The 18,981-nt window shown below is 70.7% G+C and carries 17 protein-coding genes; 12 read left to right on the top strand and 5 right to left on the bottom strand.

All coding sequences use genetic code 11. From position 1 onward, the window contains the following. The first annotated feature begins 284 nt into the window (after positions 1 to 284). The 4 genes from ACTWQN_RS26540 (at position 285) to ACTWQN_RS26525 (ending at position 6,391) form a co-directional block, all read left to right on the top strand. Positions 285 to 1,541, top strand: a complete 1,257-nt coding sequence (locus tag ACTWQN_RS26540) for a serine/threonine-protein kinase (RefSeq protein ID WP_443206296.1) — start codon at positions 285 to 287, stop codon at positions 1,539 to 1,541. A 237-nt stretch (positions 1,542 to 1,778) separates the two neighbouring features. Then, positions 1,779 to 3,407 (top strand): chaperonin GroEL, encoded by a 1,629-nt coding sequence (groL, locus tag ACTWQN_RS26535; protein ID WP_443206295.1) that lies wholly within the window; start codon positions 1,779 to 1,781, stop codon positions 3,405 to 3,407. A gap of 175 nt (positions 3,408 to 3,582) precedes the next feature. Then, a complete protein-coding gene (locus ACTWQN_RS26530) occupies positions 3,583 to 4,245 on the top strand; it encodes a copper homeostasis protein CutC (protein WP_443206294.1) in 663 nt (220 codons plus the stop codon). Positions 4,246 to 4,372: 127 nt separating this feature from the next. Beyond that, positions 4,373 to 6,391 carry a glycoside hydrolase family 84 protein gene (locus tag ACTWQN_RS26525; protein WP_443206293.1) on the top strand — a complete coding sequence of 673 codons (2,019 nt, stop codon included), beginning with the start codon at positions 4,373 to 4,375 and terminating at the stop codon, positions 6,389 to 6,391. Between the two features lie 54 nt (positions 6,392 to 6,445). Here ACTWQN_RS26525 and ACTWQN_RS26520 read toward each other — a convergent pair whose 3' ends face one another. The 3 genes from ACTWQN_RS26520 to ACTWQN_RS26510 form a co-directional block, all read right to left on the bottom strand. Next, positions 6,446 to 6,694: a PspC domain-containing protein gene (locus ACTWQN_RS26520; RefSeq protein ID WP_443206292.1), complete on the bottom strand. Its 249-nt coding sequence runs from the start codon at positions 6,692 to 6,694 to the stop codon at positions 6,446 to 6,448. Positions 6,695 to 6,782: 88 nt separating this feature from the next. Further along, the gene (locus ACTWQN_RS26515) at positions 6,783 to 7,340 is read right to left on the bottom strand and encodes a suppressor of fused domain protein (RefSeq protein WP_443206291.1); all 558 of its coding nucleotides are present in this window, start codon (positions 7,338 to 7,340) and stop codon (positions 6,783 to 6,785) included. A gap of 108 nt (positions 7,341 to 7,448) precedes the next feature. Beyond that, a complete protein-coding gene (locus tag ACTWQN_RS26510) occupies positions 7,449 to 7,952 on the bottom strand; it encodes an SRPBCC family protein (RefSeq protein WP_443206290.1) in 504 nt (167 codons plus the stop codon). A 62-nt stretch (positions 7,953 to 8,014) separates the two neighbouring features. Between ACTWQN_RS26510 and ACTWQN_RS26505 the strand changes: the two genes are divergently transcribed. The 8 genes from ACTWQN_RS26505 (at position 8,015) to ACTWQN_RS26470 (ending at position 16,985) form a co-directional block, all read left to right on the top strand. Further along, positions 8,015 to 8,590 carry a TetR/AcrR family transcriptional regulator gene (locus ACTWQN_RS26505; RefSeq protein ID WP_443206289.1) on the top strand — a complete coding sequence of 192 codons (576 nt, stop codon included), beginning with the start codon at positions 8,015 to 8,017 and terminating at the stop codon, positions 8,588 to 8,590. Between the two features lie 48 nt (positions 8,591 to 8,638). After that, on the top strand, positions 8,639 to 9,523 hold the full coding sequence (locus ACTWQN_RS26500; protein WP_443206288.1) for an AAA family ATPase: 885 nt from the start codon (positions 8,639 to 8,641) through the stop codon (positions 9,521 to 9,523). 19 nt (positions 9,524 to 9,542) lie between these two features. After that, positions 9,543 to 10,682, top strand: coding sequence for a vWA domain-containing protein (locus ACTWQN_RS26495; protein WP_443206287.1), 1,140 nt, complete (start codon positions 9,543 to 9,545; stop codon positions 10,680 to 10,682). Positions 10,683 to 10,772: 90 nt separating this feature from the next. After that, positions 10,773 to 11,891 carry an XdhC family protein gene (locus tag ACTWQN_RS26490; protein WP_443206286.1) on the top strand — a complete coding sequence of 373 codons (1,119 nt, stop codon included), beginning with the start codon at positions 10,773 to 10,775 and terminating at the stop codon, positions 11,889 to 11,891. 123 nt (positions 11,892 to 12,014) lie between these two features. After that, positions 12,015 to 12,581 (top strand): (2Fe-2S)-binding protein, encoded by a 567-nt coding sequence (locus ACTWQN_RS26485; protein ID WP_443206285.1) that lies wholly within the window; start codon positions 12,015 to 12,017, stop codon positions 12,579 to 12,581. Continuing rightward, positions 12,578 to 14,968, top strand: coding sequence for a xanthine dehydrogenase family protein molybdopterin-binding subunit (locus ACTWQN_RS26480; protein ID WP_443206284.1), 2,391 nt, complete (start codon positions 12,578 to 12,580; stop codon positions 14,966 to 14,968). The genes ACTWQN_RS26485 and ACTWQN_RS26480 overlap by 4 nt, the downstream gene beginning before the upstream one ends. After that, positions 14,965 to 15,819 (top strand): FAD binding domain-containing protein, encoded by an 855-nt coding sequence (locus ACTWQN_RS26475; protein WP_443206283.1) that lies wholly within the window; start codon positions 14,965 to 14,967, stop codon positions 15,817 to 15,819. The genes ACTWQN_RS26480 and ACTWQN_RS26475 overlap by 4 nt, the downstream gene beginning before the upstream one ends. 413 nt (positions 15,820 to 16,232) lie before the next feature. Then, a complete protein-coding gene (locus ACTWQN_RS26470) occupies positions 16,233 to 16,985 on the top strand; it encodes an SRPBCC family protein (RefSeq protein ID WP_443206282.1) in 753 nt (250 codons plus the stop codon). Between the two features lie 65 nt (positions 16,986 to 17,050). Here the strand turns inward: ACTWQN_RS26470 and ACTWQN_RS26465 are convergent, their stop codons facing one another. Both ACTWQN_RS26465 and ACTWQN_RS26460 read right to left on the bottom strand, forming a co-directional pair. Next, the gene (locus tag ACTWQN_RS26465; protein ID WP_443206281.1) at positions 17,051 to 18,052 is read right to left on the bottom strand and encodes an o-succinylbenzoate synthase; all 1,002 of its coding nucleotides are present in this window, start codon (positions 18,050 to 18,052) and stop codon (positions 17,051 to 17,053) included. Between the two features lie 249 nt (positions 18,053 to 18,301). After that, the gene (locus ACTWQN_RS26460) at positions 18,302 to 18,970 is read right to left on the bottom strand and encodes a suppressor of fused domain protein (RefSeq protein ID WP_443206280.1); all 669 of its coding nucleotides are present in this window, start codon (positions 18,968 to 18,970) and stop codon (positions 18,302 to 18,304) included. Positions 18,971 to 18,981: the final 11 nt, after the last annotated feature.

The raw sequence follows: 18,981 nt of genomic DNA, 5'->3' as shown, positions 1-18,981 counted from the left end.
GTCCGCGGGCTCCCGACTACGTCGGAGAACTCGCGAGCGACCACCTTGCGCGCTGGCTGAAACGGCTGCGCCGCTTCGAAGACGAACACCGAGAACGTCATCCGCGCGGTCCGGTTCCCGCTGAGCGGGGCCGGACCGTTCGGCGTCCGGCTGGCCTGTGTTCTCCGGCCTGTGCTCCCTGGCCTGTGCTCCCTGATCTGTGCTCCCTGGTCTGGGCGTCGATGTCGTCACGGTGTGGTCGAACCCGAGGACGGGCGTGATCTCGAAACGTTAGGCTGCTTCGCGTGTCGGAAGACCTCACCGGGCGGCGCCTCGGCCATTACAAGATCGATGGAGTGCTCGGTCGCGGCGGCATGAGCGTGATGTACCGCGCCACCGATATCCGGCTCGGCCGGAAGGTGGCGCTCAAGGTCATGGGCGAGCACATCACCGGTGACGCGGAATTCCGCGAGCGGTTCGTCGACGAGGCGCGCAACACCTCCGCCATCGACCACGCCAACATCGTGCCGCTCTACGACTTCGGCGAGGTCGACGGCATGCTCTACATCGCGATGCGGCTGGTCGACGGATCCGATCTGGCCAGCCTGATCAAGGACGGGCCCATTTCGCCGGGGCGCGCCCTGGAACTGCTCTCCCAGGTCTCCGAAGCGCTGGACATGCTGCACGAGCGCGGTCTGGTGCACCTCGACCTGAAACCGGCCAACGTGCTGGTGACCTCGCGGGAATCCGCCAACGAGCACGTCTACCTGGCGGACTTCGGCCTCACCCGGCGCGGCGCGACCGGACACCGCACCAGCAGCGGCGACTTCCTCGGTTCGCCGACCTACGCGGCGCCCGAGCACCTGCGGGGCGAGCCGGTGGACGGCCGCACCGACCTGTACGCGCTGAGCTGCATGCTGTTCGCCTGCCTGACCGGGCGGCCGCCGTTCCAAGGCCAGGTGCAGGAGGTCATCCAGGGCCACCTGGGTGCCGAGCCGCCGCGCGCCACGTCGCTGGTGGTGCTGCCCGGCGGCATCGACGAGGTGCTGCGCGCCGGGATGGCCAAGAAGGCCGACCAGCGCTACGGCACCTGCAAGGAGCTCATCGCCGCGGCGCGGGTCGCGCTCGGCCCGGCTGCCGGGGACACCCCGCCGCCGCCCCGCCAGGCCATGCCGGTCGCCGGTCCGATGTCCGGACCGCAACCGGTGCAGTACCCGCCGCCCGGTCCGCCCGGTCCACCTGGGCCGCCCGGTTACCGGCCACCTTTCCAGCAGCAGCCGCCGCGCCCGCTGCCGCCGCCGAGCGGCGACCCGGTGCGGTTGCGCCCGCCCATTCCGGCCGGTTCGTCGTCGTTCGGGACCAAGTCGGGCGGTTCGGCGAAGTGGATCGTCCCGGTGCTGGCCGGTATCGCGCTGATCGTGATCGTGGTGATCTTCATCGTGATGGCCAGCTCCCTCGGCAACGGCTCCTCCGGTGGCAGCGGCACCGATTCGACGACGTCCGAGACGTCCTCGTACAACGACAGCGACCTGCCCACATCGGTTCCGACCTACGACAACTGACCGGTCGACCGGATGGGGCTTCGCTTGCACTCGCCCAGTGGGAGTGCTAAACACGGTACTGGCACTCAGCAAGGTTGAGTGCCAGGTCGGGACGGTGAGGCCGTCTCCGGCGGTACCACCAGACGGTACCGCCGCGCGGTCGTCCGTCGCGGGCACCGAGCCTGGCCACGCACGAGTCCTGCCGTGGAGCGCGCATCCGCCTCCGCGGCGTCCAGACAGGTGGAGGACCACACCGCAATGGCCAAGATGATCGCGTTCGACGAGGACGCCCGCCGCGGTCTTGAGCGCGGCATGAACACCCTCGCCGACGCCGTCAAGGTGACGCTAGGCCCGAAGGGCCGCAACGTCGTGCTCGAAAAAAAATGGGGCGCGCCGACCATCACCAACGACGGCGTATCCATCGCCAAGGAAATCGACCTCGAAGACCCGTGGGAGAAGATCGGGGCCGAGCTCGTCAAGGAGGTCGCGAAGAAGACCGACGACGTCGCGGGTGACGGCACCACCACCGCCACCGTGCTGGCCCAGGCGCTGGTGCGCGAGGGCCTGCGCAACGTCGCGGCCGGGGCCAACCCGATCGCGCTGAAGCGCGGCATCGAGAAGGCCACCGAGGCGATCGCCGAGCAGCTGCTCAAGAACGCCAAGGAGATCGAGACCAAGGACCAGATCGCCGCCACCGCCGCGATCTCGGCCGGTGACCGCCAGATCGGCGAGCTGATCGCCGAGGCGATGGACAAGGTCGGCAAGGAAGGTGTCATCACCGTCGAGGAGAGCAACACCTTCGGGCTGGAGCTTGAGCTCACCGAGGGCATGCGCTTCGACAAGGGCTACATCTCGCCCTACTTCGTCACCGACTCGGAGCGGATGGAGGCGGTCCTGGAGGACCCGTACATCCTGCTGCTGAGCTCCAAGGTGTCGAACGTCAAGGACCTGCTCCCGCTGCTGGAGAAGGTCATGCAGGCCAACAAGCCGCTGCTGATCATCTCCGAGGACGTCGAGGGCGAGGCGCTGGCCACCCTGGTCGTCAACAAGATCCGCGGCACCTTCAAGTCGGTCGCCGTCAAGGCCCCCGGCTTCGGTGACCGCCGCAAGGCGATGCTGCAGGACATGGCCATCCTCACCGGTGGTCAGGTCATCAGCGAAGAGGTCGGCCTCAAGCTGGAGAACGCGGACCTGAACCTGCTGGGTCACGCTCGCAAGATCGTGGTCACCAAGGACGAGACCACCATCGTCGAGGGTGCTGGCGACGACGAGCAGATCGCCGGTCGGGTCAACGAGATCCGCGCCGAGATCGAGCGCTCGGACTCCGACTACGACCGCGAGAAGCTGCAGGAGCGGCTGGCCAAGCTGGCCGGCGGCGTGGCGGTCATCAAGGCCGGTGCGGCGACCGAGGTCGAGCTCAAGGAGCGCAAGCACCGCATCGAGGACGCGGTCCGCAACGCCAAGGCCGCCGTCGAGGAGGGCATCGTCGCCGGTGGTGGCGTGGCGCTGCTGCAGGCCGCGCAGGCTGCCTTCGACGGGCTGAACCTTACCGGTGACGAGGCCACCGGCGCCAACAGCGTGAAGGTGGCTGTCGAGGCTCCGCTCAAGCAGATCGCCATCAACGCCGGCCTGGAAGGTGGCGTTGTCGCGGAGAAGGTGAAGGGTCTCCCCTCCGGTCACGGCCTCAACGCCGCGTCCGGTGAGTACGAGGACCTGATCCAGGCCGGTGTGCTCGACCCGGCCAAGGTCACCCGCTCGGCGCTGCAGAACGCCGCTTCCATCGCCGCGCTGTTCCTGACCACCGAAGCCGTGGTCGCGGACAAGCCGGAGAAGGAGAAGGCCGGCGCTCCGGACCCGACCGGTGGCATGGGCGGCATGGACTTCTGATCCACGTCGCTGTCACTTTCGAAGGGCCGTCCCCGTCCAGGGGGCGGCCCTTCGGGCGTCTTGGCGGCCGTTCCCGTTTCCGGCGGTGCTTCGCTTCGAAGCGGTCGTGGGCGGCTCGGCCGCCACCCGCATCGGCACCCGGAACAAGTCCAAGGACGGGTTTTATGGTGCGGGTATGGGTGGGTTGCTGGAAGTGATCGTCGTGGACGCCGCCGACGCGGAAGCCGCGCAGGCGGGCGGGGCCGACCGGTTGGAGCTGGTGCGCGATCTGGCCGCCGATGGGCTCACACCGGACCTGGCGACGGTGCGCGGCGTGCTGGCCGCCACCGACCTGCCGGTGCGGGTCATGGTGCGCGACCAGCCCGATTTCGCCGCCGACGTCGCCGCCCTGCGGCGGCGGGTCGATGAGTTGCGGGCGGCCGGGGCGCGGGAGTTCGTGCTCGGGTTCCTCGACGAGTACGGCCAGGTCGACGTCGGCGCCACCCGCGATGTGGTGGCCGAGCTCGACGGCTGCCCGTGGACCTTCCACCGGGCCGTGGACCACGCCGCCCACTACCGGCTCGCCTGGGACCACGCGGTATCGCTCGGCCCGGACACCGTGCTCACCGCCGGTCATCCCGACGGTGTCGGCGAGGGCATCGCCAACCTGCGCGAACTCGCCGCCCAGCAGGACATCGACGGGGTGACGTTGCTGGCCGGTGGCGGCCTGCGCCAGGAACACGTACCCGACCTGCGGGCCGCCGGAGTGCGCGCCTTCCACATCGGCGGCGGCGCTCGCGCGAACGGATCGGTGCGCCCCGATCTGGTGCGCGGCTGGCGGTCGCTGCTCGCCGCCTGAGCGGGCGGCCCCGGTGAATCGTTGCCAGTGTGAATGATTGCCGGGTGTCAGCTTCGGGTGCGGCGGCGACCAAGACCGGCGTGTGATCTCCTGGGGGCCGGATGGGAGTCCAGACGAGGTAGGAGCCATGCTCGGTCGAAATGCCCGGCCGCGGTTCGCGGCAGCCGCGACACTGGTGTGCGCCGTGCTGGCGGGCTGCACGAACACCGCGCCGCAGGCGCCGGAGCCGACCGCGCAGCGGCAGGAGTCGCAGCAGGAGTCGCTGCCCGCCACCGGTCTGCCGCAGGTCACCCCGCAGCCGCAGGAGATGGAGCGGCTCGGCGACGACATCCCGGTGCACGGCAAGGTCGAAGTGGTCGTCGATCCGCTCGTCGACCAGCCGACCCGCGACCTCGCCGTCCAGGTGCTGCGGCTGGCTGGTGCCAGCGACGTCGTGGTGCGCGATCCTGGACAGCCCGCCCAAGACGCCACGCTGCGCATCCGCATCGGCGACCGGGTGTCACCCTCGGTGGTCAAGGGCCTGCAGGAGTTGGGTTACGGCGCACCCGCGCCGCTGCCCGCCGAGGGCTACGTGCTGGCCGGGCGCGGTGGCGGCGATCCGACCCTGTTCATCGGCGCCTCGGACGCCGCTGGCGCCTACTACGGCGTGCAGACGCTGCGGCAGATCGCCTCGCCGGGCCGGATCGCCGGGGTGGGCATCGTGGACCACCCGTCGATGCCGCTGCGCGGCAGCGTCGAGGGCTTCTACGGGCCGCCTTGGACGCACGCCGAACGCATGGACCAGCTGGCCTTCTACGGCGACGTCAAGCTCAACACCTACATCTACGCACCCAAGGACGACCCCTACCACCGGGAGCAGTGGCGCGAGGCGTATCCGCCGGACAAGCTCGCCCAGGTGCAGGAGCTGATCCGGCAGGCCGGGGCGCACCACGTGAAGTTCACCTTCGCGCTCTCGCCGGGCACCTCGATCTGCTACAGCGAGGACGCGGATTTCCGCGCCCTGGTGGCGAAACTGCAGGTCATGTACGACTCGGGGGTGCGGGACTTCTCGGTGCCGCTGGACGACATCTCCTACACCCGCTGGAACTGCCCCGGCGACCAGGCGAAGTACGGCCAGCCGTCCGAAGGCGCGGCCGGGCGGGCGCAGGCGGAGCTGCTGGGCCGCGTGCAGCGCGAGTTCGTCGACACCCATCCCGGCGTGGCGCCGCTGCAGTTCGTGCCGACCGAGTACTCCGACGTGGCGGATTCCGGGTACAAGACGGCGATCCGCTCGGCGCTGGACCCCCGGGTGCTGGTGATGTGGACCGGTGACGGCGTGATTCCCCGGCAGATCACCGTCGCGGATGCGCAGCAGGCCGAAAAGGTCTGGGGGCGCAAGGTCTTCCTGTGGGACAACTACCCGGTCAACGACTTCGACGGCTCCGTTGGGCGGGTCATGCTCGGGCCGTACGACAAGCGCCAGTCCGGGCTGAGCGGACAGCTCACGGGTGACGTGGTGAACCCGATGAACCAGGCGGCCGCGAGCAAGGTCGTGGAGATCGGTGCGGCCGATTTCGCCTGGAACGACGCGGCTTTCGACCCGCAGCGGGCGTGGCACGCGGCGGCCGAGTACCTGGCCGGAAGGCGGCTGGCGGGCGGTTCGCCGGGGCTGGTCGCCGACCCCAGGACCGTCGCCGCGCTGCTGGTGTTCTTCGACCTGGAGCACATGGCGCCGCTGGCCAGCGGGCGGCCGTGGCTGCCACCCGCACCCGAGTTGGCGCGGCGGATCGACGCCTTCCGCGCGGCGTGGGACTCCGGCGACCGCGCGGGCGCGGTGCGGGACCTGCGCGGCTACGCGCAGTCGATCGCGGACGCACCGCAGCAGATCAGCTCGGGCGCGCCGGCGGACTTCGTCTCGGACGTGAAGCCGTGGCTGACGGCAACCGGATTCTGGGGCAACGCACTGGTGGCCACGACGGACGGTTTGCAGGCGCGGGCGGACGGCGACGAGGGGCGCGCCACCGAGCGCTTCAACGCCGCCCGGCAGTTCGCCGATCAGGCCAGGCAGATCCGGACCGAGCCCGGCGAGGTCCGCCCCCAAGGCCAGGTCCTGGTGGCCGACGGCGTCCTGGACACCTTCCTCGACCAGGCTCCCAACCTGCGCTGATGCCGGGCGGTTTCGTCGACCTGCCGGTGTTGTCGGCCAGGCGGGGAGCGCGGTTCACTCCTGCGGGATGATGAGCCAGCAGACCAGGTAGATCACGATCCCGGTGCCGAAGCCGAGCAGCGTGGCGGCGACCAGCAGGACGCGGATGATCGTCGCGTCCACGCCGGACGTCTTGGCCGCGCCGCTGCAGATCCCGGCGATCATGGCGTCGTCCAGGCTGCGCCGGAACTTGCGCGCCGGAGCCTCGCTGGCCCCGGCACCGGTGGTGTTGGTGCTGCCGATGGCGGAGATGTTCTCGGTCATGCCCCAAGCCTGGACTCGGGCCGCCCCGGGAACCTCCGGAACATCCCTGGCCCGCCCCCGATTCCACCCTTGCCGACCCTGGCCCGGGTCAGGCGGCGCAGGGGCGGTGGATGTCGAGGAGGTTGCTGCTGTGCCGTTCCCAGCAGTCGTACAGGGCGTCGCGACCGTAGCGCGACACCAGTTGCGCCTCGTTGCGGGTGATCGGGATCAGGGTGATGAGTTGCAGGGCGGGTTGCCCGGTGTCGTCCAGCAGGACGTCGAACGAGTCGCCGAGGTAGGGGTGCGGCGCGGCCAGCGCACCGCAGATCTCGGTGTCGGGCAACAGGATTCGGTCGTTCATGATGAGCGCGCCGTAACCGACGCGGCTGTTGCTCTCGGTCAGCAGCTCGGCGATCACGCCGGTCAGGTGCCGTGCGTAGCGCTCCTGGGAGGTCTGCAACGTGCACACGAGTTCCTGCGGCAGCGGCGCTCCAGCGGTGCGGTCGCGCAGGCCGCTGGTGAGCACCGAGACGTGCGCGCCGTCCGGGTGGTCGCAGTAGACGAGGTGGTAGCCGCGCTCCCGGCCACCCGCGCTCGGGCTGTCGGCCCCGCGGACCTCGCCGATGTGCGTCTCGACATGCGCGGGAAACCCGCTGAACCGGCTCATGCGCCACCTCCGAAGCCCCCGAGAGCCTAAGGCCTGTCTTTCCAGGGGCCGGGCAGTGCTCGCCCGCCGCGGGTTGAGGGCCCGGTTCCCCAGCCGGGACCAGCGGCGCTAAGCGCTTCGAAGACGAGTGCTTGCGGCAGCCAGTGCGCGCAACGTCCGCACCCACCACGACCAGCGCGCCGCCGCCCGCACCGTTCCCGTGGTGGCGCGTTCGGCGCGGTCGAGGCTGTCTTCGAGTACCGCGTCGTGCAGGTGGCGCCACACGAGTGGCCAGGTGATCCGGGCTGCGCCGCGGGCGTGCATGGAAAGCAGGTGGTGCAGTGCGGTGCCGTCCGGTTCGCGGTGCACGGTGTATTCGTGGAACCCGTCGAAGCCGCGCGGCCCGGTGAAGCCGAACCGCACCCAGCGGCCGGGCGCGTAGGCGATGACCCGGTATCGGATCGGGCCGTGGCCACCAGCGGCACCCACCCCGAGCGGACCGTCGAACTCCATCGGTGGCCAATCGTCGTGCGGCCACAGCCGGTCGTGCGAGCTCGCCAGCGAGTCGATCAACGCCCCGGCGGTGCCTTCGTCGACCGGTAGGTGTCTGACGTGCGTGTTTCGGATTGCCATCGCGGCCTCCCCGGTTTTAGAGGATTACCTCTAAAATCGTATTAGAGCATATCCTCCAATACATGGGTAGGCCTCCCCGGCACGACGCCGACCGACTTCTCGATGCCGCTGTGGCGCTCGTCGCGGAAACCGGTCCGCGCGGTGTGACGATGGCCGCGGTCGCGCGGGCGGCGGGCGCTCCGAGCGGCTCGGTCTACCACCGCTTCCCGGACCAGGCCGCGCTGTTGTCGGGCCTTTGGCTGCGCACCGCTTCCCGGTTCCAGGAAGGGTTCTTCGCGGCGCTCGACGGGCCGCCGCCGGAAGCCGCCGTCGCGGCGGCCCGGTACGTGGTCGAGTGGTGTCGCGCACATCCGGACGAGGCGCGGGTGCTGCTGGCGGGTGCCGGGGCCTTCGGTGCGGCCGAGTGGTCCCAGGAGGCGCGCGACCGCTTGGCGACCGGGCACGCACAGGTCGAGCAGGCCCTGGCTGACCTGGCCCAACAGCTCGGGCGGACCGACGAGCGCGGACTGTCCCGAGTCGTCCTCGCGGTCGTGGACCTGCCCTACGCCGTGGTTCGGCGGTATCTGGGGCGCGGGAAGGCGGTCCCCGCCCTGGAGGTCGGCACGGTGGCGGATGCGGTTCGGGACCTGCTCTCCTGATGATCGGATGATCGCCCCGGGGCCGGTTGTTCGCATACGCTCGGCAGCATGGCGGTGGATGCGTTTGAGATGAAGTCCCCGGCCGAGGTCGCGACGGCGTTGGACGAGACCGGGTACCTGCCCGACGATGGCATTGCGACGGCGGCTTTCCTGGCGATGCGGATGCGTCGCCCGCTGCTGTGCGAGGGCGAGCCCGGCACCGGGAAGACGGCGCTGGCGCAGGCCCTGGCCACGGCGCTCGGGGTGGATCTGATCCGGTTGCAGTGCCACGAGGGGATCGACGCCGCGCAGGCGCTCTACGACTGGGACTTCCCGCGCCAGCTGCTGCACCTGCGCACCCTGGAGGCGGCCTCCGACGGTGAGCTGGACGCCGACGCCGCCGAATCATCGCTGTACACCCCGAGGTTCCTGCTGGCGCGGCCGTTGTTGCGCGCGTTGCAGGAGGCGCCCTGCGTGCTGCTCGTCGACGAGATCGACCGCGCCGACGACGAGTTCGAGGCGTTCCTGCTGGAGGTGCTGTCGGAATACGCGGTCACCATTCCGGAGTTCGGAGTGGTGACGGCGCCGGAACCGCCGATCGTGATCTTGACGTCGAACCGGACCCGCGAGGTGCACGACGCGCTGAAGCGCCGCTGCCTCTACCACTGGCTGGAGCACCCGGACCTGGATCGAGAGGTGGCGATCCTGCGGCGGCGCCTGCCGGGGCTGGAGACCCGGCTGGCGGAACAGGTGGCCGCCGCGGTGCAGCGGATGCGGCAGATGGAGCTGCTCAAGCCGCCGGGGGTGGCCGAGGCGCTGGACTGGGCGCAGGCGTTGCAGGCGCTCGACCAGAACGAACTGGACACCGAGGCCGCCGCGACCACGTTGGGCGCGGTGCTGAAGTACCGGGAGGACGCCGAACGAGTCCGCGCCGCGGGCATCGTGGCACCGTGAGTCGACCGGAAGGGGCGAAATGCAAACCGTGACCGGCCTGGTCGGGTTCGCCCGTGCGCTGCGTCACTCCGGGATGGCCTGCGGCCCCACCCGCGTCCAGTCCTTCCTAACCGCCACCGAGCACGTCGGCATCGACGACCGCGACGCCGTCTACTGGGCAGGCCGCCTCACGCTGTGCTCCGACCCGGACGACGTGCCCCGCTACGACGCCGCCTTCGACAGCTGGTTCGGCGGTGCCCAGCTGTCCACCGAGCAGCCGGGCCGTCCGCTGCCGCGCCCGGCGCGGATCGCGGCGCTGACCGCAACCGACGGCCAGGGCGACGGCGACGCGGACAAACCGCTGGCCGCCGCCGCCAGCGATGCGGAGGTGCTCCGCCGCCGCGACCTCGGGGAGCTCGGAGCGCCCGAGCGCGAGCACCTGCGCCGCATGCTCGCGATGCTGCGCCCGGAACCGCCCTCGCGGCCCGCGCTGCGGCATCGCCGCAACAAGCGCGGCGCGCTCAGCCCGCGCGCGACGCTGCGCGAGCTGCTGCGCTCCGGCGGTGAGCCGGTTCGGCTGCCGCGCCAGAAGCGTTCTCGGCGACCCCGCCGAGTGGTGCTGCTGATCGACGTTTCGGGCTCGATGAGTCCCTATGCCGATGCGCTGCTGCGGTTCGCGCACGTCGTGGTGCGGCGATCACCGGTCAGCACCGAGGTTTTCACCCTGGGCACCCGGATGACGCGGGTGAGCAGGCAGCTCCGGCAGCGCGACCCGGAGGCCGCGCTGTTGGCGGCTTCCCGCGCCGTACCGGACTTCTCCGGCGGTACCAGGCTCGGCGAGACGCTGCGGGTGTTCCTGGACCGGTGGGGGCAGCGGGGCATCGCGCGGGGTTCGGTGGTCGTGTTGTTCTCCGACGGTTGGGAACGCGGCGACGCGGCGGAGCTCGCCGAGCAGATGCGTCGGCTGCGTAGGCTGGCCCGAGCGGTGATCTGGGCCAACCCGCATGCCGGGCACGACGGATATCAACCCGTGCAATCCGGAATTGTGGCGGCCATGCCGCACGTTGACCGAATGGTGGCCGGACACAGCCTGCGATCGCTGGAGGACGTGTGGTCCTGGGTTCGGCGGCTGTCCCAGTGCGGGGACGAGCCGGCCCGGGTACCGGCCAGTGCTGGCTGAAACCGGCGGCTGGAAGCCGGGTGGGAGCGTGCCAGTTTTGCCTGAAGCTGGCACACAGCGCCGGGAGGCGCCGAGGAGCGGAGGTGCGCTGTGCGCGATGTGCTGGACGAGTTGACCAAGAGGTGGGAGGCGGGCGAGGCCGTCGGACTGGGCACCGTGGTCGCCACGTTCAAGTCGGCGCCGCGACCGCCGGGGGCGTCGATGCTGGTGACCAGCGGTGGCGAAGCCGTCGGGAGCGTCTCCGGCGGTTGCGTCGAGGGCGCGGTCTACGAGGAGGCCACCGGTGTGCTGGAAGGCGCCGAGCCGGTCATGCGGCGCTACGGCGTCAGTGACGACGATGCCTTCGCGGTGGGCCTGACCTGCGGCGGGATCCTCGACATCTTCGTAGAACGGGTGGATCAGGAGACGTTCCCGGAGCTCGACGCCGTCGCCGCGTCGGTGCGCGCCGAGGAGCCAGTAGCCATCGCCACCGTCCTGGAGCACCCCGACGCCGCCAGGGTCGGCGCGCACCTGCTGGTTTGGCGGGATCGCACCAGCGGCGGCTTGGGCTCGTCGCGGATCGACGACGCGGTGGTCGACGATGCGCGCGGCATGCTGGCCAGCGGCCGCAGCGGTGTCATCGAGTACGGCCCGGAGGGGCAGCGCCGCGGCGAGGGCCTGCGGGTGTTCGTGAACTCCTTCGAGCCGCCGCCGCGGATGCTGGTGTTCGGCGCGATCGACTTCGCCGCCGCGATGGCCCGGATGGGCGCGTTCCTCGGCTACCGGGTCACGGTTTGCGATGCGCGCCCGGTTTTCGCCACGCACAGCCGGTTCCCGGGCGTCGACGACGTGGTGGTGGACTGGCCGCACCGCTACCTGGCCGCCGAGGCGGAGGCCGGGCGGCTGGACGAGCGGACCGCGGTCATGGTGCTCACCCACGATCCGAAGTTCGACGTGCCGGTGCTGGAGGCGGCGCTGAAGCAGCACGTCGGCTACGTCGGCGCGATGGGTTCCCGGCGCACCCACGAGGACCGGCTGCGGCGGCTGCGGGAGCAGGGTCTGACCGACGCCGAACTCGACAGGCTCGCCTCGCCGATCGGCCTGGACCTGGGCGCGCGGACCCCGGAGGAGACCGCGGTGTCCATCGCCGCCGAGCTGATCGCGTTGCGGTGGGGTGGCCGCGGGGTGCGACTCTCCGAAGTCGAGGGGCCCATTCACCATCACTCGTGAGCGCGCTTGCCTGCATTCGGTTGGCGTAGCAGGCTCTCCCCAGTGACGTCCGTCACTCAGGCGGAGCAGTCTGTTCCCGACCGTCCGCGCACCGCGGGCCAGTTCCTCCGAGGAGGCCGCCCAATGCCGCGCATCACCGTCAACGTCGACGGCACCCAATACACCGATGAGGTCGAGCCGCGCCTGCTGCTCGTCCAGTACCTCCGCGAACGTCTCGGCAAAGTAGGCACCGTCATAGGTTGCGACACCAGCAACTGCGGCGCGTGCACCGTCCACCTGGACGGGCAAAGCGTGAAGTCGTGTTCGGTGCTTGCGGTGCAGGCCGACGGGCACGAGGTCACCACCATCGAAGGGCTCGCCCAGGACGGCCAACTGCACCCGTTGCAGCAGGCCTTCCACGACAACCACGCCCTGCAGTGCGGGTTCTGCACCCCGGGGATGATCATGCAGGCCTTGGACCTGCTCGCCGAAGTGCACGAACCCGACGACGAGCAGATCCGGGAAGGCATGGAGGGAAACCTCTGCCGCTGCACCGGTTACCAGAACATCGTCCGCGCGGTGCGCGATGCGGCGCAGCGCATGCAGCCCGGCGCCGGGCCCGCCGCGGAACACGCCGAGGGCGCACCGGCACCTCGGACTCCCGCTGATGAACAGGCCCAATCGAAGGTGGCGGGAGGTCGGCAGTCATGACATCGGTCCTGGAACCCGAGCTCGGGCGCTCCCGCAAGCGCAAGGAAGACGCGCGGCTGATCACCGGTCGCACCCGCTGGACCGACAACCTGACACCGGCGGGCACGCTGCACCTGGCGATCCTGCGCAGCCCGGTCGCACACGCCCGGATCACCTCGATCGACACCGACGCGGCGCGCCGGATGTCCGGCGTCGTTGCCGTGCTCACCGGTCGCGACATCGCCGACGAGCAGGGCAGCCTGCCGTGCGCGTGGCCGATCACCGAGGACATGAAGGCCCCCGCGGCACCGCCGATGGCGGTGGACACGGTGCGGTTCGCCGGGGACGCCATCGCGGTGGTCGCGGCGCGCAGTGCGGCCGAAGCGCGCGACGCGCTGGACGCAATCGACGTCGACTACGACGAATTGCCCGTGGTGCTCGACATGGAAGCGGCGTTGCAGCCGGATTCACCGCTGGTGCACGAGGATCTGGGCACCAACCGCAACGCGACCTGGACGTTCGACTCGGGCGAGGCCGGGACCGGCGGCGATGTCGAGCAGGCGCTGCGCAGCGCCGAGGTGCGCGTCGACCGGACCTTCCGGCAGCAGCGGCTGATCCCGGCGTTCATGGAGCCGCGTTCGGTGGTCGTCGATCCGACCGGTGAGCAGATCACCGTGTGGTCGGCCACCCAGGTGCCGCACATCCTGCGGCTGATGCTGGCGATGTCGCTGGGCGTGCCGGAGCAGAAGATCCGGGTCATCGCGCCGGACGTGGGCGGCGGGTTCGGCGGCAAGTTGCAGGTGACGCCGGAGGAGTTCATCGCCTTCGTGCTGGCCCGCAAGCTCGGTCGGCCGGTGAAGTGGACCGAATCGCGCTCCGAGACGATGGTTTCCGCGCACCACGGCCGCGACCAGATCCAGCGGCTGTCGCTGGCGGCGACCCGCGACGGCAAGATCACCGGCCTGAAGGTCGAACTGCTCGCCGACATGGGCGCCTACCTGCGGCTGGTCACGCCGGGCATTCCGATCCTGGGCGCGTTCATGTTCAACGCGATCTACAAGATCCCCGCCTACCACTTCACCTGCACCAACGTGTTCACCAACAAGACGCCGACCGACGCCTACCGCGGCGCGGGACGGCCGGAGGCGACGTTCGCCATCGAGCGGATGATGGACGAGCTCGCCGCCGAACTCGGCATGGACCCGATGGAGTTGCGGCGCAAGAACTGGATCGCGCACGAGGAGTTCCCGTACGACACGGTTTCCGGGCTCACCTACGACTCCGGCAACTACGAGGCCGCCACCGACCGGGCCGTGGAACTGTTCGGCTACCAGGCACTGCGGGAGGAGCAGGAAGAACGGCGCCGCCGCGGTGATCCGGTCCAGTTGGGCATCGGCATCTCGACGTTCACCGAGATGTGCGGGCTGGCCCCGTCGCGCGTGCTGGGCTCGCTGTCCTACGGCGCGGGCGGCTGGGAACACGCCGCGATCCGGGTGCTGCCGACCGGGAAGGTGGAGGTCGTCACCGGATCTTCACCGCACGGGCAGGGGCACGAGACGGCGTGGAGCCAGATCGTCGCAGACCGGCTCGGCGTGCCGTTCGAGGACGTCGAAGTGCTGCACGGCGACACCCAGGTCTCGCCGAAGGGCTTGGACACCTACGGGTCGCGGTCGCTGGCCGTCGGCGGCGTGGCGGTGGTCAACGCGGCCGACAAGGTCGTCGAGAAGGCCAAGCGGATCGCCGCGCACATGCTGGAATGCGCCGAGGACGACGTGGAGTTCGCCGCCGGGCGCTTCGGCGTGCGCGGCACCGATCGGGGCACCGCGTTGGCGGAGGTGGCGCTCGCCGCATTCGCCGCGCACGACCTGCCGGACGGGGTGGAGCCGAGCCTGGACGCCGAAGCGACGTTCGACCCGGAGAACTTCTCCTTCCCGCACGGCACCCACTTGTGCGCGACCGAGGTGGACACCGAGACCGGGCAGGTCAAGATCCGCAAGTACGTCTGCGTCGACGACATCGGCACCGTGGTCAACCCGCTGATCGCGGAGGGCCAGGTGCACGGCGGGTTGGCGCAGGGCATCGCGCAGGCGTTGTTCGAGGAGGCGGTCTACGACGAGTCCGGCACGTTGACGACCGGCACGCTGGCCGACTACCTGGTGCCGTCCGCCGCCGACCTGCCGGATTTCGTCACCGACCGCACCGAGACCCGCGCGACGTCGAATCCGCTGGGTGTCAAGGGAGTCGGCGAGGCGGGCACCATCGCCTCGACCCCGGCGGTGGTGAACGCGATCGTCGATGCCCTGCGGCCGATGGGCGTCGACGACGTGGAGATGCCGTGCTCGCCGCAGCGGGTGTGGCGGGCCGTGGCCCGCGCCCGCACGATGGACGCCCAGGGAGGTACCCGGTGATTCCCGCCCAGTTCGAATACCTCGCACCCTCCACTGTGGAGGAAGCGGTCGTCGCGCTCACCGAGGCCGGGGAGGACGCCAAGGTGCTCGCCGGTGGGCAGAGCCTGCTGCCGGTGCTGCGGATGCGGCTGGCCGACCCGGGAGTCGTGGTGGACCTAGGCCGGATCGAGGCCTTGCGCGGCGTCCGCGAGGACGGCGACTCGCTGGTCATCGGCGCGATGACCACGCACCACGACGTGCTGCGCGATTCGCTGGTGCACCGGCACGCGAAGCTGATCGCACTGGCCACCCGCACGGTCGCCGATCCGCAGGTGCGGCACCGCGGCACCTTCGGCGGCTCGCTGGCGCACGCCGATCCGGCCGGTGACCTGCCGGCCCCGGCGCTGGCGCTGGACGCCGAGATGGTGGTGGCCGGGCCGTCCGGGCGGCGCACCGTGCCCGCCGCCGAGTTCTTCGTGGACTACTTCACCACCGCACTGCAGCCCGGTGAACTGCTCATCGAGGTGCGGCTGCCGAAGTGGACCGGGTGGCGCGCGCACTACGAGAAGTTCAACCGCGTCGCCCAGGCCTGGTCCATCGTCGGCGTGGCGGCCGCGGTGCAGGTCTCCGACGGGACGATCGCGCAGGCCCGCATCGGGCTGACCAACATGGGGCCGACGCCGATCCGGGCGACCGGTGTCGAGCAGGCACTGGTCGGTCAGCCCGCCACGGCCGAGGCGATCCGCTCGGCGGCCCGCCACGCCACCGAGGGAACCAGCCCGGCGGCCGACGCCAGTGCGGACGTCGACTTCCGCGAGCACCTCGCCGAAGTGCTCACCGGCCGCGCGGTGCTCGCCGCGGCGGGCGGCTAGCTCGGCAGGTCCGCTGGCCGCGAGTGCTCCGGGGCGTGCTGGGCCCGGGAGCACTCGCGGGTGCGGTGGATGCCGGTCGGAGCCGCTTGAGTGATCCGAATGGGGTATCCACGAGCGCGCCGGACTGAGAAGCTGTGGTGGTGGACTGTTCGAGAGGTCGCACGGATCGCTTCGACGTCAGCCGAGCGGCACCGGCCGTTGTCGCCGCGCACGCACGGTGATGATTCGCGGGTTCTCCGACGGCATCGCGCGACGCGGTGTATTGGTGGACGTGTGCGAGTCGGGCATCCGGGGTGGTGTGCGAGGTTTCGCGATCACCTGCGCGAGCCCATTCCGCGTGATCTTGAGACAGCTTCTTCAAGAAGGACGGCTCTTTCGAGGGCTGAGCTAGGTCGAACCAGGAGGACCCTCCAGTGCAGATGCAGCACCAGTTCAACGTTCCGGTGCCGGTCGACGTGGCGTGGCAGGCGCTGCTCGACCCGGAGCGGGTCGCACCGTGCATGCCCGGCGCCACGCTCACCAGCTCCGAGGGCAACGCGTTCACCGGCTCGGTCAAGGTCAAACTCGGCCCGGTCAGCTTGCTCTACAAGGGCACCGGCACGTTCCAGGAGGTCGACGAGACCGCCCGCCGGGTGGTCATCGACGCCAGCGGCAAGGATTCGCGGGGCAGCGGCACCGCCGCCGCGACGGTCACCGCGGTGCTCAAGCCGGAAGGTGACAGCACGGCGGTCACGGTGGACACCGACCTGAAGGTCACCGGCAAGCCGGCGCAGCTCGGTCGCGGTCTGATCTCCGAGGTCGGCGGCAAGATCCTGAACCAGTTCGCCGCCAACCTCGCGCAGCGGCTCACCGCTGAGGAGCCGGCCGCGGCGCCGACCGGCGAGACCAAGGCCGAGGCGAAGCCCGCTTCGGGCGGCACCGCCGCCGAACCAGCGGCGGCTGGCGTGGCGACGGAGAAGCCGAGTTGGCGGGTCACCCCGGTGGAAGAGCCCTCGCGTCGGGCGGACGCGGTGGTGACCGGCGGCGCGGCAGGCTCGGACGAGGCCATCGACCTGCTCGGCACGGCGGGTGCGCCGCTGCTCAAGCGCGCGGCCCCGCTGGCGATCGGTCTGCTCGTCCTGTTCATCGTGGTCCGACGCATCCGTCGCCGCCGCGCCCGCGCCTGACCCCTGGTCGAGTGACGAGTGAAGGGCACCTTTGACCGGCATAGTCGGTCCAAGGTGCCCTTCAGTCATGCCGGGTTCGTGCGGAGCAGGGTGTTGACGCGGTGGAGGCGGTCCAGCCAGGTGCGTTGGACGTCGGCGGGTGGCGTGGCCGCCGCTACCAGCGCCGGGTCCGGTTCCGGTGGGCGTCGGAGTACCGGGAGGCGGCCGAGTTCCGGTAGCAGTGAGTCGGCGACGACGTCGCCGTCGAGCAGTGCCACGGTGCCCAGGCCGCAGGCGAAGGGGAGCTCGGGCAGTGCGCCCGCCAGGGCGAGCTGCGCGGCGAGGCCGACGCTGCTCTCCACCGCGGACGACACCACGCAGGGCAGGCCGCAGGCCTCGGCGACGCGCAGCGCGCGCCGGACACCGCCCAGCGGCGTGGCCTTGATGATCGCGACGTCCGCTGCACCGGCGACGGCCACGCGCAGCGGATCGTCAGCGCGGCGGATGCTCTCGTCCGCCGCGATGCGCACGTCGACGCGGCGCCGGACGGCGGCGAGATCGTCGATCGTCGGGCACGGTTGTTCCGCGTACTCCAGTCCTCCGGCGGCCTTGTCCAGCTCGCGGATGCGATCGGTCGCCGTCTCGACGTCCCAGGCGGCGTTGGCGTCGATGCGGATCGCGCCACCGGGCCCCAGCGCGTCGCGTACCGCGGCGACCCGCTCGATGTCGTCACCGGGGGACTGGCCGGGCTCGGCGACCTTGATCTTCGCGGTGCCGCATCCGGACGCCGCGACGATCGCCGCAGCCTTGTCGGCGGGCACTGCGGGCACCGTGCAGTTGACCGGGATGCTCTCGCGCACCGGTTCCGGCCAGCTCTCGGTGCACGCCTCGAAGGCGGCGCGCAGCCACGGCACCGACTGGCCGTCGTCGTAGTCCTCGAACGGGCAGAACTCGCCCCATCCGGCGGGACCGCTGAGCAGCACGCCCCGCCGGACCGTGACACCGCGGAACTTGTTGCGCATCGGCAGCGCGTAGACCCGAACCGCGTCCAGGTCCGCCAAATCGATCGTCACCCCGGTCGAGTCCATGGTCTGATCCTTTCACCCCGCCGTCGCCGCAGCGTGTCAAGGGGACGCCGCGCCCGGGTGGTCGTGACGAGTCCCGGTGCCGATCCACCGCGGCGCTGACCTCGGAAGTCGGCCGAGGCTCTCGGAGTCTGTCTTTGATCTTTTCTCTTGAAGCGGCGTAGCCGCTTGGCCCACTCCCGCAACTCGCACCGCCGCGGGTTCTCAGGCGTCGTCTCGCGAGGACGTAAGAGGAGTTTCGAAGCCGAGCACTCACACCACGCTGGGTCGGCCGAGGTCGAACACGTCGACCTCGAATCGCGCCCATTGCTGGCGCAGCGCCGTGACGCCGTTGTCCAGGATGTAGTTGAGCTCGCCGAGGGTCACCGGTAGCAGCGTGAACACCTGGAGCTGCTCCACGCCTTCGGCATCGGTGAACCTGGTGAACTCCGGCGCGAACAGCGGGTGGCCGCTGGCGAGCACCCCGTGGAACTCGGTGCCGGGCAGCAGCGGTTTCTCGTTCGGCACGATCTGATCCGGCACCAGGTGGGTGCGCTGCTGCACCAGCAGTTCGGCGGTGAGGTCGACCAGGTGCCGGGCGGCTTCGGCCTGCTCCTTGTACACCGTGCAGGCCAGTTCCTGGGCGGGTTCGGCGCCCAGCGGCTGGAAGCGCAGCCCGGTGCTGATCACCGTGGTCAGGTGGTACTGCTCCTGGTGGAAGAACACCAGGCCGTAACCGCGGTTGTTGCCGTGCACGTTCGGCGGTTCGGCCCCGGTCGGTGCCCCGGCGTGGCGTTCGAGGCTCTCCGCGAGTCCGACGAACCGGTGTGCGCCGCCCATCGCCGTACGTTCCTGCTCGGTGGCCATCCGATCTCCAGCGTCTTGCGGGACACCCGCATCCGGTCGGTCCGCATGAGCGAGGAACGGCGAAGTGTCGCTCATGACGCCTCCAG

The sequence above is a fragment of the Saccharopolyspora antiqui genome, from assembly GCF_052246905.1.
Classification (GTDB): Bacteria; Actinomycetota; Actinomycetes; order Mycobacteriales; family Pseudonocardiaceae; genus Saccharopolyspora.
This window is presented reverse-complemented; position numbering and strand designations above follow the sequence as displayed.

What these genes read in the sequence shown, in the direction of transcription:
- ACTWQN_RS26495 (WP_443206287.1), top strand. Translation starts at nt 9,543, where the DNA reads ATGCAAACCGTGACCGGCCTGGTCGGGTTCGCCCGTGCGCTGCGTCAC.
- ACTWQN_RS26510 (WP_443206290.1), bottom strand. Translation starts at nt 7,952, where the DNA reads ATGGCAATCCGAAACACGCACGTCAGACACCTACCGGTCGACGAAGGC.
- ACTWQN_RS26485 (WP_443206285.1), top strand. Translation starts at nt 12,015, where the DNA reads ATGCCGCGCATCACCGTCAACGTCGACGGCACCCAATACACCGATGAG.
- ACTWQN_RS26520 (WP_443206292.1), bottom strand. Translation starts at nt 6,694, where the DNA reads ATGACCGAGAACATCTCCGCCATCGGCAGCACCAACACCACCGGTGCC.
- ACTWQN_RS26515 (WP_443206291.1), bottom strand. Translation starts at nt 7,340, where the DNA reads ATGAGCCGGTTCAGCGGGTTTCCCGCGCATGTCGAGACGCACATCGGC.
- ACTWQN_RS26530 (WP_443206294.1), top strand. Translation starts at nt 3,583, where the DNA reads ATGGGTGGGTTGCTGGAAGTGATCGTCGTGGACGCCGCCGACGCGGAA.
- ACTWQN_RS26525 (WP_443206293.1), top strand. Translation starts at nt 4,373, where the DNA reads ATGCTCGGTCGAAATGCCCGGCCGCGGTTCGCGGCAGCCGCGACACTG.
- ACTWQN_RS26460 (WP_443206280.1), bottom strand. Translation starts at nt 18,970, where the DNA reads ATGAGCGACACTTCGCCGTTCCTCGCTCATGCGGACCGACCGGATGCG.
- ACTWQN_RS26505 (WP_443206289.1), top strand. Translation starts at nt 8,015, where the DNA reads ATGGGTAGGCCTCCCCGGCACGACGCCGACCGACTTCTCGATGCCGCT.
- ACTWQN_RS26480 (WP_443206284.1), top strand. Translation starts at nt 12,578, where the DNA reads ATGACATCGGTCCTGGAACCCGAGCTCGGGCGCTCCCGCAAGCGCAAG.
- ACTWQN_RS26500 (WP_443206288.1), top strand. Translation starts at nt 8,639, where the DNA reads ATGGCGGTGGATGCGTTTGAGATGAAGTCCCCGGCCGAGGTCGCGACG.
- ACTWQN_RS26465 (WP_443206281.1), bottom strand. Translation starts at nt 18,052, where the DNA reads ATGGACTCGACCGGGGTGACGATCGATTTGGCGGACCTGGACGCGGTT.
- groL (WP_443206295.1), top strand. Translation starts at nt 1,779, where the DNA reads ATGGCCAAGATGATCGCGTTCGACGAGGACGCCCGCCGCGGTCTTGAG.